The organism is Herpetosiphon sp. NSE202, from assembly GCF_042688385.1.
Lineage (GTDB): Bacteria > Chloroflexota > Chloroflexia > Chloroflexales > Herpetosiphonaceae > Herpetosiphon.
Map to the genome: position 1 here is coordinate 1 of NZ_JBHUPY010000027.1, position 12,940 is coordinate 12,940.

Here is a 12,940-nt window from a genome sequence, read left to right on the forward strand (position 1 = left end):
ATGCATGGAATGTGCTGCGGACGCAGCACCCATCAGTTGGAAAGGTGCAATTTTGGCGATAAAAAATCCGCCACTGCGTTCGAAGCAGGAAAGCGGAGCATTTCGTCAAATGTGTGATGTTGAGCAAACATCGTGCTGTCGGTCAACAGCCTGAGAATTCTACCACAGCCACCAATCTTTGTCAAATCGCGTGTCCGTGGGTCACTATCTCAGTTGTTGGTGTCCTGTCTGGCGAACCAGACGCTTCGTTGACAGCCAAAGGATTCTACCGCAGATGGGCAGCGTTGTCAAATGCCACAAACCCGATCCACGAAGGCATACGAAGCACGGAACCATGAAGCGCGCGAAGGGCACGAAGGGAGCGGGGCTATGGGCTGTTGGCTATGGGCTTTGCTTTCAATGATGGGAATTCCAAGCTATTTCCGAAAGCCCATAGCCCGAATTTTCATCCCTCTGTTCTATGCTCTTTATTCTTCTGCCTTCTGCCTTCTGCCTTTTGCCTTTTGCCTTTACTCCTACTCGCCAACTGCACGGCGGCGGCGGGTACTTACCGCTGAGCCTTGGGATTGCAAGACAGCCATATCCCGCAGAATGGTGCGCCGACTTACGGCCAAGGCATCAGCTAAATCATCATCGGTTGGCGCTGCTCCCGCATCGTCAGCTTCATCAAGCAAACGCTGCAAACGATGCATACGCAATTCACTGCGATCATGGAAGCGATTATCATCTGGGGCATGCAACGTCCAAACCACCTCAACCCGATCAGTATGGCTCAGCGATTTACCCAGTGGCACATCGGCTCGCACCAATAGAACTTTGCGCTGAATATAGCCACCTTCAGAAAGCAGCTGGCTGCGCCCATACACCCTAGTTAGCCGCATCCATAGCCCAGCCATCGAGCGAATTGCCCCAGCCAACGGGGCAACCCGCTGTAATTGCAGCACCATGCCATGTAATTTCACATTATTGATAAATGAATCGCGCAAGGTTGGGTCGCGAAAGCGATTGGCTTGTTGCTGAATCGAATTATAGGCATTTTGCAAATGCAGCCGATCGCCATAGACCCAAAAACGAGTGAATTGCAACAAAACATCTGCATACAACAATTCTTTCTGATCGTACATCGCTTCGGCTTCAGCCAACATTGCTTGGGCTTCGGCAGCAAAACCACATAATTGGGCAGCTAAGGCATGCATCAAAATTGGTTGCAAAAATGCCGATCGCGCTTGTTGCCACATCGCCGTGCCACGCCGTAATAAGGGCAAGGCTTGATCTGGCCGATTACGAAAAATCTCTAGCGCCCCAATCGCCGCTAGCAAATACAAACCTGCGCCTTGTTGCTGCGCTTGATCAAGCCACGGCTGAACTTCTTGCACTACAGTTTCCGCTTGCTCAAAATCTCCAGCCTCTAACGCCACCAAAATCGTGACGCTATGCACAAAAAAGGCCCAGTTGGAGTTTGGCGGCATCTTAGAATCACGAATCATCTGGCGCATGCGCTGGGTGGTGGCTTGAGCCATCTCGGTCAGGCCAATCGCGGTTGTAATAAAGGTCGACATGAACAAGCCCACGCCCAGCAACCAACTATCATCAAGCGCTTCGAGCAATTCAATTGCCTTGTTCATGGTGCTTAGCGCAGTTTCCCAATCGGCATAGCTAATGTTAACTTCGCCCAACACTCGCAACACATTGCCGCGCGCCGGATACAAATAGGGGTGCAACTCGGTCAGGGTCAAGGCTTCAGCAGCAATCCGCTGGGCCACGCTGGTATGACCGAGCATGCGATAGGCAAAGGCCAGCGAACACAACGAGCCAACTAAAACTGCATCATCGTGGCTGCTTCGCGCGAGGGCAACCGCCTGTTCGAGCAAGGGCAAGCTGTTGCGCGGCTGCACCGCAGCACTGCTGATCAAATGAAAGCCATAGGTATTTAAAATTCGCGCTTCAACCGCTGGCAATTCGAGGCTTCGGGCCAAGGCTAAGGCTTGTTCGGCAATGCTGGCCATCTCAGGCGCATTCGAATCGACTGAAGAAAGCACAATTCGGCTCTCATAGACTTCGAGCAAGGCCTGTTGATCGCCCAAATTCAAGGCAAGGCTTTCCAAGCGTTCAACATCGGCACGCCATAGATCGAGCTGACCCAAAAATACCAAAATCCGTTGCCGCAAACCAAGCAAGCTCAGCTCCAAACGCTGATCGCTTGGCAAACGCTGGTACAGTTCCAACGCACGGTTGGAATAATCGAGCGCCGTCGTGTAGGCATAGGCATGCAACGCATGTTCGCCAGCTTGTTGATAGGCAGCAATTGCCGCTGGCCAGCGCTGCGCCCGCTCATAGGCCCAAGCAATCGTTTCTGGGCGGCAAAGTGGCTGTTGGGCAAAATAATCAGCCGCCTGCTGCGCCGCTGCTTGGCGTAATTCAAGCGCTAAGCTTTGCTCAACCGCCACCGCAATCAAATCATGATAAAACTGAAAGCCTGCATGGGTCTGGGCTACCAGCCGTGTGGCTAAAAGATCAGGAATCGCTTGATCAACCTCAGCTCCAGCCACAAACCGCCATGCAGCTAATGTCCAAGTGCGGCCCAAGGCATTTGCCGCTGCCAAGGCCTGATGAGCCAAATTTGGCAATGCCTGCACCCGTTGCGCCACCAAAGCCTGAAAGGAATGCTCGTGAGCATCACCACGATACAGCAAATGCTCTTGGAGAAATAAGGGGTTGCCAGCAGTCAAGGCATGCAAGGCAGCAATCTCGGCCATACTCGGAATTGGCACCTGATTCGGCCACAAACGTCCAACCAAATGTTGAAAATCGTGCAATGCCAAGCCATTGAGCTTAACTGCTTGAATTGGCAATTCTTGGCGCATGCGCCGCAAGGCTTGCAACATATGGCTCGATTCATTGCCCCGATAGGCCAAGACAATTAATAAACGCGAGCGCAACAAGGCTTGAATTTGGCTCGGCGACCATTGCAACACGCTAAATACCACCCGCTGCGCCCAGTGCAAATCATCAAGCACCAACAATAGGGGAGCTTGTTGGCTGACCGCTAACAGCACTTGGAACAAGGCCGTCGCCAAACTTGGCCGATTGGCATGATCATGCTGGTTGAGTTGCGGCAAATCGGGCATGAGCGCCGCCAAACCAAGCCGCGTAATTGGATCGAATTGCTCAAGCATGCGCTGATCAAGAATTTGGGTTAATGCTTGATCAAGCGGTGCATACGGCGAACTGCCACCATTAATTTGGGCCGCACCCCAAGCCAGCTGAAAGCCCCGCGCTTGGGCTGCTTGGCTCAATTCGTGCAGTAACCGCGTTTTGCCAATGCCAGCCGCTCCATCAAGCAAAACAATGCCACCACTATGGCTCAAGGCAGCATCCAAGGCATCGAGCAAGAGCGAACGTTCATGCGTGCGGCCAACAAACGGAATTTTCTGCCAACTCCCGCCTATTGTGGTCTGGCGCAAGGCTTGCTCAGCCAAGATTTGCTCTGCAAGCGCCGTGAGTTCGGCCATTGGTTCAACGCCCAAATCGCTGGCCAAACGTTCGCACATGTTGTGGTAGGCCACCAAAGCCAAATGTGCTCGGCCAAGGCTAATCTGGCAACGCATAATGAGCAGCGCCGCATGTTCATCAAAAGGATCGAAGGCCTGCCAACGCTCTGCGCTGCTCAACGCCAAGCCATAATCGCCTTGGGCAAACGCCTGCTGAGCCAATTTGGCAATTGTGGCCGCAAAGAGGGCTTGCAACTCAGCGCGTGGGCCATCGATCCATTCTGCATCAAGATCAGGCAATAATTCATCACGATACAACTGACATGCCAATTGCCAATCGCTCGCTTGATCGGCGTAGGATGCTTGCTGAAACATGTGCAGATCACACCAAATTGGGCCGAGCTGGATGGTTTGGGGATTCGCTAATAGCCATTGATCACATGGTGGACATTGTTGGCGCAGCCGATAAAGCGCCGCCGAGAGTGCCCGCCGCGCCTGCGGTTCGGGCAAATCGGGCCAAATTGTGGCTGCAAGCCGCAAACGACTGATTGGCTGGGCTTGATTGAGGGCTAAAAAGACCAATAACGCTGCCAATGGGCCATTGCCAAGCGCTATCTGTTGGGTGTTGTATTGCAGGCGTGGAGAGCCAAATAGGTAGAGCGCGCAATCTTGCATACGTCTATTGTAGTGGGCATGTCTAGAGTGTCAGGAGCATAGGTTGCGAACATTATCCACTTCAACGGCAAAAACTCAGCTAGGATGTAGGACTAATTGACCGTAGGAGGGCGTTAGATATGGTAGTATGATCAAAACTTAATCATTTGTTCGTTGCTTATTCATCGTAGCAATCTAAACTGACAACTCGACCTGTTACGCAAATTCATTTCAATTGACTATGCCTAACAGCGGCGTATAATGGCAATAGACCGGTATTGCATTGGCGATACCATTCCTCAAGGAGGCTTGCAATGGGCTTAGGCGTACCAGAACTCTTAATTATTCTCGCAATTGTGATTGTGTTGTTTGGAGCCTCGCGGATTGGCGATCTTGGCAGCTCACTTGGCCGAGGCATTCGTGAGTTTCGCCGTGGTGTGCGCGATGACGATGCCCCAGCAGCATCCGATGCGAGCAAAAACGAATCGAAATAACCAGCGGTTACAATTAACATGCATCGTTGAGGCACGTAACCCGTGCCTCACGCTGTTCTCACGGGGGGGCTATGACCGTTGCCCTGCGTTTCCTCGGCGTACCTTCAATACTCTACAACCAGCAACCACAGTCGCTTCCTAGCAAAGCGGTGGCCCTTTTGGGCTATCTTGCCGCCACAATCCAGCCTCAACGCCGCGAGCATCTTTTGGCATTGCTGTGGGCTGAAAGTAGCGATGAAGCTGCCCGCAAAAATTTACGCAATACGCTTTGGACAATCCGGCGCAGTTTAGGCGGCGAGATCATCTTGGCCGATGATGATCGCCTGCGCTTGCACCCGGATTGTGTCGTTGATCTTTGGCAGTTACGCAGTTTGGCAGAAGGTTTGGTTCAACCAAGTGTTGAGAGTTTGTTACAACTGGCCCAAGGCCCCTTACTCGATGGGCTAATGTTGCCCGATGCACCTGATTTTGATTTGTGGCTGGTGACTGAGCGCGAACAAGTGCACTTAACCGTGATGCGTTTGTTCCAAACCGCCATTAGCAATTATCAAAAGCAGCAGCAATGGAGCCATGTATTAACCTTGGCCCGCGCCGCTTTGCGCTTCGATCCGCTCTCCGAATCGTTGTATCAAGCAATTATTGAGGCTCATTGGCGACAGGGTGAACGCGCCGAGGCGTTGCGCCAATATGAGATGTTGAGCACAACGCTCCAGCGCGAATTGGGCATCGAGCCATTGCCCGAAACCCAAATGCTGCGCCAACGCATTTTGCAAACCAATCCGTTGCCCAGCCCAACCAATGGCTACGAGCCAACCAAGTCCATGCTTGCCCCTCCAGCGCCTGAACCAAAGCCAGTGCTCAAGCCGATCAAACGGCCAGCACCCCGCGAAACGCCGTTTGTTGGCCGCCAATATGAGCAGTTATTGCTCAATCAAGCGCTAATGCGCAGCAACGAACGCGGCCTGCAAGTTGTGCTGATTACTGGCGAAATTGGGGTTGGCAAATCGCGGCTCTGGCAGGAATGGGCGCAGAAGCTACCAGCAGATAGCACGATGCTGTCAATGCACTGCCTTGAATCAACCAGAAGCCTGCCTTTTGCACCAGTAACTGAGTTATTTGGCCAGCGTTTGTGCTTAACTCGCTTATTTTCTGGCGATTCAGCAGTTGATCCGATGTGGTTGGCTGAGGTTGCACGCTTACTACCACAACTCCGTGGCCATGTGCCCAATTTGCCCGAGCCGCCAGTCTTGCCCGCCGATGAAGAGCGTCGCCGCATGTTTGAGGCCTTTGCCCAATGTCTGCGCGCCGTGATGACCAACCATTTGGTGATTGGCATTGATGATTTGCACTGGGCCGACCAAGCAACCGCCGAATGGCTTGATTATGTGGTTGATCGTTTGCGCGATTTGCCGATTGTAATCGTCGTAACCTACCGTTCTGAGGAAGCGAACGCCCGCTTGCAACGCTTGGTTGTTGGCTGGCAACGTGGCAGTTTGGTCACGCGCATCGATGTGCCACGACTTGATCAGGCTGAAACCCGCCAGCTCTTGAGCGAATTGGGCTATGCGAATCCCGATGATCAGACCTTGCTTGAACGCAGCGCTGGCAATCCGTTGTTTTTATTAGAGCTTTGTCGCACAGTTGATCAAACTGATGTGCCGCCGATGTTGGTTGATGTGCTGGGCACGCGCTTGGCGCGCTTGCCTGAACGCGCCGCCCAAATTGTTCAAGCAGCAGCGGTGCTCGACCCGTTATTCAGCTATAACGTGCTGCGCGAAACTGGCGGGCGCTCCGATGAAGACACGCTTGATGGCCTCGATGGCTTGCTCAACGCCGCAATTTTGAAGGAACAAGGCGATAGTTATACATTTAGCCATCCGTTGATTGCCACGGTTGTGCGCAATAGCCTCAGCCGCGCACGCCGCACGTTTTTGCATCGCCGCGCAGCCCAAGCACTACAACGCGAATATAGCGACCATCGCGCGATCGCCGGACGCTTGCTCTTGCATTATCGCGAGGCTGGCGAGGTCAAATTGGCCGCCAGCTATGCAGACCAAGCGCTTGAACATGCCCTTTCACTCTCTGCGCCAAACGAAGCAGTGGCTTTTGGCCAGCAGGCAATCGAGCTTGATCCAACGCCTGAGCGCTATTGTCGTTTGGGCGATGCGCTGGAGTGGAATAGCGAAGTGCCTGCTGCCCGCGAGGTTTATCATACGGCGCTGGCACAATATGAGGCACAAGCCAATTGGCTGCGCGTTATGGGAGTTTGTACCAAGCTTGGCCGTACCTATCTAGTGGTCGGTCGACCAGAGGTTGTGATCGAATGGGCTGAACGTGGTTTGGCGATCTATCACAAGCACAGCCTTGAAAATCAATTGCTCGAAGCCGAGTTGTTATTGCTGTTGGCAATTAGCCAACGTTTGGCGGGCTACCCCTTGAATGTGGCCTACGAAAACATTCAAGCTGCCTTAGAAGTCGCGACTGCACAGCAAAATCATTCGTTAATTGGTCGTTGTCAGTTTGAGCTTGGCAATATTTTGGCTCAGCGTGGCGAAATTAAAGCAGCGGTCGATACCTTTGCGTTGGCAATTTCCAGCACCGCCGCCACCAACGAGCAATATCAAATTATTTTGGGCTATAACAATGCAGCCTATAACGCCACGCTAATTGGCGATTTGCAGACGGCGCACAGCCATATTGAAGCAGGCTTACACTTAGCCGAACGCTTGGCGCTGCGCGTGCCATTACAATATTTGTATAGCACACGCGGCGAAATTGCCTTGGCCGAAAAGCATTGGGACGAAGCAGAAGCATGGTTTGAGCGTGGCATCAGCGTGGCTCAAGCCAACGGCAATGCCGCTCAAGTGGCCAACTATCGCGCCAATCTTGGCTTAGTTGCTCGTGGTCGCGGCGATCTCGACCAAGCATTAGTGTTGATGCGGACGGCGCTCAGCGAAGTTGAATTGCTGACTGCGCCATTTTTACAAACCCAAATCAACATTTGGCTGGCCGAAATTTGGCAAGAACGCCACGATTATTTGGCGGCAAACGCGGCGCTGCAACGCGCCAAGCAAGCGGTCACGCCCGAACAAGGCTTTTTATATAGTCGGGTGCAACAATTGCAAAGCCAACTTGGCATCCTGCAACCAGCAATGGCTCAGCAACGTTCTATCTAGGTAGAATTATCATTAAGGAGTTGCCATGGTTGAAACCGCAGCACCCTATAGCCATAGCGAACTGATCGTTGCCTTAGAACGTGATGTTGCCAACGTGAGCGCTACGATTTTGAGCTTGACTCCTGAGCAATGTTTCGCCCATCCGCCAGGGGTCTGGTCGGCTGCTGAAAATGTGTTGCACATGCAGCAATTAAGCAAGGTTTTTATTCTTGCGTTCTCGATGCCACGTTTTACTTTAGGCACGTTGTTTGGCAAGCCCAAGCAGCAAGCCCGCGATTATGCGACGATTGCCAGCAGTTATCAAACGGCAATTGCTGGCGGCTTCGAGGCTCCGGCCTATTCGATTCCCACCAAACCGCAAGGCCCATTCAACCAGCAACGCCAACAGGCCTTAGTCGAACAGTGGCAGAAAATCAATCAGCGCATGATCGAAAGCTTATTTCATTGGGATGATGCGGCGCTTGATCAGTATCAAATACCGCACCCAGCGTTGGGGAAATTGACTGTGCGTGAGATGCTGTTCTTCATGCATTGCCATACTCAGCAGCATCTCAACCAGATTACTGAATTGCACCAAAGCCAGTCCAGCAGCCAGTTGGCGGCCCACTAGCAGCCCATGCATAGGCTTGTGACAATCATTGACATAGAACAAAAGTTCTACTATAATTTTCTTCAGTGGTAAACGAGCATGTACGTTTAGCCTGAGGAGGCATTATGGCGGTCACAAGTCGTAATTTGCGAACGAATCATCCGCGGCAATGGGCGGGGCGGCGACTTGTCCGAGTAACATCCCCCCAACAAGCGCTCCGTCGCGCACAAGAGCAACTTCAGCAACCAACCGCGACGCTGCCAGAAATTTGGTTCAATCGGTTTATGTGGGCAGGGTTGGTGGTACTTTTAGCCCTACTTTTGGGCACACTCAGCGGCATTTTTGGGGTCTGGTATGATGATTTGCGCTATGGTCGGCCACGAGTTTCGCACTTAGCGGCAACAGTTGGCCATGAAGAGGCGCAGGGCTTGCCCAGCGAATTTATGGCCATCAATTTGAATCGGCGGGTGGTTGTGTTAGAATTCCCTGGAGGCGATGCAAGCAAAGCGCGCACGCTAATTGGCCCATATCTCTTTGGCGCAGGCGAAGATCTGACCCCCATCACGCTTTCGACCCACGATCTCAACAACGATGCCCGGCCAGAGTTATTGGTCAATATCAAAAACGAACAACTTATTTATATCAATCAAGCCGATGGCTTTCGGATGATCACTGCTGCTGAACAAGCACATTTGTTAAACCAGCAACAATGAGTGGTCTCCGTGCCAGGAGAACCCATCCATGTTATATGGTTTTGATGATTTTTCTTCGCGACGACGCACCCTCTTTTTGATTGCGCTGGCGGCTGCCTTGGTTTGGATGATCGTGCAGTTTCGGGGTCGCAGCAATGCATTTTATAGCTCGATGAGCGCCCCAGGCCAGCCAGCCCAATCAGCCAGCGGCAATCTTTCTGGCTCGTTCGGGGCACTCGATGGCGATAGTATCATCGGCGTGCCAACAATCTCTGCTGCCAAAATCGATCAAGTGCTCGCTTCTTACGATTCTCCAGCAACTGGCAAGGGTCAAGTGATATATGATATGGGTATCAAATATGGCATCGACCCAGCCTATTGTTTAGCCTTCTTCATTCACGAATCGACCGCCGGAACCCGTGGAGTCGCCACCGTCACCATGTCGATTGGCAACATTCGCACAACGCCCGGCTACGAAGATTACCAAGGCTACCGCAAGTATCCCAACTGGGAAGCTGGCATCGAAGATTGGTACAAACTGATTCGCAATTTATATATCGACGAATGGCAACTGACAACAATTCAAGCAATTATTCCAGTGTATGCGCCCCCAGTTGAAAACGACACCAATAACTATGTCGAAACGGTGCGCACATTGGTCAACTCATGGAGAGCAGCAGGTTCATGAATTGGTATGATTTGAGCGATAACAGTAGTAATTATAAACGTGGTGCGGTTGCGCTTGGCTTGATTGTGGTGCTCTTTTTGTTAGTCAATCGTCCTGCAACTCCCACAATTAGCGCATGGCGCGGCGAAACCACCAACGTCGCCGGTTTGTCTGGCGCGGCGATTCAAGTAGGCCAAGGCGATACCTTGGTTGCCCCGCCCAATATCTCCAGCGATCAGCCATGGGGCAATCCAGTAGCTGGCAATCGGGTCGTGATGACTCAAGGCTACGGGGTTGGCTCGCACGCACCTGCTGAGGTGTGGGGCGCAATCGATCTAGCGGTTGATGGCGATGGCGATGGCGCTGCTGATCCAGCTGGGTCAGTCGGCGCACCAGTGCGTGCAACCATGAGCGGCTATATCGATGTCACCGCCGATTCGTGGCCAGCAGGCAACCACGTTTGGGTGATTGGCAACGAATATAAAACTGGCTATGCCCACCTTTCTGAGTTCAAGGTCAAAGATGGCGATTATGTCGAACGCGGCACAATCATTGGCACAATTGGCTCAACTGGGTCATCGAGCGGGCCGCACCTTGATTATCAAATTTGGCATAATGGGGTAAACCAAAATCCCCTCAATTTCCACCCATTACCCTAAGCATTTTGGTGCTAAAATAGGCTAGCTAAAAGCATGAATTGTCGATGATAATTCATGCTTTTGCTTGTTCAATAGCCTACTCTAGCGCAATGAGGCACTATGGCTGTAGCAACGCTCACCCCCCAACAATCGCTGACTGAGCGAATTCGAATTTTAATCATTTCCCAAGCGATCATGATTAGCTTGATTGGGATTGCTGCTTGGTTTTTAGTTGAGATTCCGCAGGAACGGGCTTCAGTCTTTTTGGGCTTAGGCTTAGTAGCGAGTATTACCGCAGCACTCTATTTCCTACGTAAGTCGCGTTATATCAGCCAACTGGTGGTGCTCAATTTTCTGCTCATGGTTGGGGTGATTGTGCTAACCGATGCGCGGGGCGCTGAATTATCGGGCCTGACCTGGACGCTGTATCTGATTTGGCCAACCTTAACTATGCTGGTTTTACGCAATTTAAAAGCGGTAATGATTGTAAGTGTGGTAACGCTGACAGCGCTGATTACGTTTCCACTGCTTGAAATCTATGGCGTAATTGCGATTCCGCTGATTTTGCCCCAAGCAACCTTGCTGCTCAAACTCATTATCTTAGTGGTTGTGTTTTTGATTCTGACTTCGATGATGATTGTCATTGGCCTTGCTGACCAGCGCAGCCAAAAAGTGTTTGCCGAACACACAGCCGTGATTACTAACCAGCAAACAGCATTAGCTCAAGCCAACCAATCGTTGCAAACTGGCAATAGCCAACTTCAAGCGCTGGCTCAACGCCAAGAAAACCTGCTGAATCAAATTCAACTGCTCGAAGCGCCAATTATTCGCCTAAGCCATAATGCAATTTTGCTGCCAATTACTGGCATGCTCGATCAGCAACGAATTAGCCATATTCACGATGCAATTTTGCAACAGATTTATCAATTGCGGGCACAACACTTAATTCTTGACATGACAGGAGCCTTGTTGCCTGATGCCAGCGTTTTGCCTGCATTTGGCGATTTGCTGGCGGCAATTAAACTATTAGGCTGCGAGGTACGAGTTACCGGTATGACCAGCGAAATTGTGCAGCAATTGGTCTTTACCGACATCGATTTGGGAATTTTTGGCAAAACTGGTCAATTGGAGCAATTGATTCAAGAGGTTTTAGCGCCAGCATCAAAACGGAAATAGTTCTTCAACTGAGATTAATTGCAATGAGCCGGTTGGACATTGGCTCAAACAGGCCCGATCATCATAGCCCGCGCATAAATCGCATTTGCTGGCGACGGTTTTTGGTTGGCGCTGCACCGATTGCTTTTGCATGCGCTGCCAGAGCTGCCAGAGCGGGCCATGCTGGTTTTGCAAGTAAATCGTCTGCGATTCGACCGCATCGTAGGGACAGGCCACAACACACTCGTTGCAGCCAGTACAGGCATCGGTAATCCGCAGCGCGCCATTATCATCCCACTGAATCGCATTTTCGGGGCAGGCCTCGACACACTCCGCGCCAACGCGACATTGACGACAACTCTGAGTAATATCCCATTCTTCAAGTTTCGCAGCATTTAGATGCATGCGGGTTTGGCCGAAGCGCTCGGCGCAAGCTTGCTCGCAAATTCGGCAATCGGGCGGGCATTGAGCTGGCTGGCGCACCAAGACATGTGAACCGCGAAACATGCCATAGCGCACCGCAACCTTGATCAAATGTTGACGGGTTTGGTCGCCGCGCACGCGCTCTGAGTGGTGCATGCGCTCGTCGATAACGCGGCGCACCGCTACCTCAAGCGATGGATGTTGGGCTACTTGCTCGGCAAAAACAGCGCCTGGCAGTTGCAAGCAGCGAGTTGGCGTTAAACAGCGCAAAGTTGCATTATGCGGCGTTGCCGAGAGCAGCGCCATCTCGCCAAAAAAATCACCATCGCTGAGCGTTGCCACGATCATGCCATGCTGTTCAACCGCAATTTGGCCTTGTTCGATCAAATAGAGCGCTTTGCCAGCAGAGCCTTGTTCGAAAATAACCGTGTTGCGGCCAAACTCTTGGCGCGTGAGTTGAGCCGCCAATAAAATGCGTTCTTCGACGCTGACATGGCTAAACAGCGGCACTCTGCTGAGCGCACTAATCGCGCGGCGCTGGGTATAACTGGCTTCAATCAAGCGCATAAAGACTGGCAAATGTTGCTTTTTTTCGTGTAAGCGCTCAATTGACCATTGCAAAGCGAAAATTTGGCTTTGGGCTTGCACCGCATACAGCAGCGAGTGTGAGCTAAAAAAGATGCTATTGCCAAAAAAATCGCCTTCGGCCAACTTACCAATTGAAATCGGCTCGCCATCGCGATCAAGAATCACCGTATCGGCCAAGCCACTCAAAATCACATAGCATTGGCTGCTGCGTAAACGGGCAATCGGAATTGTGTCGCCTGCCGCAAAGGCCCGAAAAGTCCCAATCCGCGCCAAAATGGTGGCTTCATTAATGGGTAATTCGGTCAAATTGGGCAAGTTACGCAACGCATCAATTTGGAGATTGAGTGCCAGAGGAGCCATGGTTTTAGCCTCG

9 protein-coding genes are annotated in these 12,940 nt (G+C 51.9%); 7 read left to right on the forward strand and 2 right to left on the reverse strand.

Going from position 1 to position 12,940, the window contains the following annotated elements; genetic code table 11:
* Window positions 1-515: 515 nt before the first annotated feature.
* The gene (locus tag ACFMKP_RS23795) at window positions 516-4,166 is read right to left on the reverse strand and encodes an AAA family ATPase (RefSeq protein ID WP_382296096.1); all 3,651 of its coding nucleotides are present in this window, start codon (window positions 4,164-4,166) and stop codon (window positions 516-518) included.
* Window positions 4,167-4,459: 293 nt separating this feature from the next.
* On the opposite strand from ACFMKP_RS23795, the gene tatA reads away from it, so the two are divergent.
* The 7 genes from tatA to ACFMKP_RS23830 all read left to right on the forward strand — a co-directional run bounded on the left by tatA (window position 4,460) and on the right by ACFMKP_RS23830 (window position 11,577).
* Window positions 4,460-4,639: a twin-arginine translocase TatA/TatE family subunit gene (gene tatA / locus ACFMKP_RS23800; protein ID WP_054535939.1), complete on the forward strand. Its 180-nt coding sequence runs from the start codon at window positions 4,460-4,462 to the stop codon at window positions 4,637-4,639.
* 71 nt (window positions 4,640-4,710) lie between these two features.
* Window positions 4,711-7,815, forward strand: coding sequence for an ATP-binding protein (locus ACFMKP_RS23805; RefSeq protein WP_382296099.1), 3,105 nt, complete (start codon window positions 4,711-4,713; stop codon window positions 7,813-7,815).
* A 25-nt stretch (window positions 7,816-7,840) separates the two neighbouring features.
* Complete coding sequence (locus ACFMKP_RS23810; protein WP_382296102.1) at window positions 7,841-8,425, forward strand: DinB family protein; 585 nt, start codon at window positions 7,841-7,843, stop codon at window positions 8,423-8,425.
* Window positions 8,426-8,529: 104 nt separating this feature from the next.
* Window positions 8,530-9,117 (forward strand): hypothetical protein, encoded by a 588-nt coding sequence (locus ACFMKP_RS23815; protein WP_382296105.1) that lies wholly within the window; start codon window positions 8,530-8,532, stop codon window positions 9,115-9,117.
* Window positions 9,118-9,145: 28 nt separating this feature from the next.
* Window positions 9,146-9,784 carry a glucosaminidase domain-containing protein gene (locus ACFMKP_RS23820; protein ID WP_382296107.1) on the forward strand — a complete coding sequence of 213 codons (639 nt, stop codon included), beginning with the start codon at window positions 9,146-9,148 and terminating at the stop codon, window positions 9,782-9,784.
* Window positions 9,781-10,422: a M23 family metallopeptidase gene (locus ACFMKP_RS23825; RefSeq protein WP_204758002.1), complete on the forward strand. Its 642-nt coding sequence runs from the start codon at window positions 9,781-9,783 to the stop codon at window positions 10,420-10,422. Before ACFMKP_RS23820 ends, ACFMKP_RS23825 begins: the two co-directional genes overlap by 4 nt.
* Window positions 10,423-10,521: 99 nt before the next feature.
* Window positions 10,522-11,577, forward strand: coding sequence for an STAS domain-containing protein (locus tag ACFMKP_RS23830; protein ID WP_382296110.1), 1,056 nt, complete (start codon window positions 10,522-10,524; stop codon window positions 11,575-11,577).
* Here the strand turns inward: ACFMKP_RS23830 and ACFMKP_RS23835 are convergent.
* Window positions 11,563-12,927, reverse strand: a complete 1,365-nt coding sequence (locus ACFMKP_RS23835) for a cyclic nucleotide-binding domain-containing protein (RefSeq protein WP_382296113.1) — start codon at window positions 12,925-12,927, stop codon at window positions 11,563-11,565. The two genes, ACFMKP_RS23830 and ACFMKP_RS23835, sit on opposite strands and share 15 nt — an antisense overlap.
* Window positions 12,928-12,940 lie beyond the last annotated feature (13 nt).

Coding starts and splice junctions, on each gene's coding strand:
- ACFMKP_RS23805 (WP_382296099.1), top strand. CDS start 4,711: ATGACCGTTGCCCTGCGTTTCCTCGGCGTACCTTCAATACTCTACAAC.
- ACFMKP_RS23820 (WP_382296107.1), top strand. CDS start 9,146: ATGTTATATGGTTTTGATGATTTTTCTTCGCGACGACGCACCCTCTTT.
- ACFMKP_RS23835 (WP_382296113.1), bottom strand. CDS start 12,927: ATGGCTCCTCTGGCACTCAATCTCCAAATTGATGCGTTGCGTAACTTG.
- ACFMKP_RS23795 (WP_382296096.1), bottom strand. CDS start 4,166: ATGCAAGATTGCGCGCTCTACCTATTTGGCTCTCCACGCCTGCAATAC.
- tatA (WP_054535939.1), top strand. CDS start 4,460: ATGGGCTTAGGCGTACCAGAACTCTTAATTATTCTCGCAATTGTGATT.
- ACFMKP_RS23810 (WP_382296102.1), top strand. CDS start 7,841: ATGGTTGAAACCGCAGCACCCTATAGCCATAGCGAACTGATCGTTGCC.
- ACFMKP_RS23825 (WP_204758002.1), top strand. CDS start 9,781: ATGAATTGGTATGATTTGAGCGATAACAGTAGTAATTATAAACGTGGT.
- ACFMKP_RS23830 (WP_382296110.1), top strand. CDS start 10,522: ATGGCTGTAGCAACGCTCACCCCCCAACAATCGCTGACTGAGCGAATT.
- ACFMKP_RS23815 (WP_382296105.1), top strand. CDS start 8,530: ATGGCGGTCACAAGTCGTAATTTGCGAACGAATCATCCGCGGCAATGG.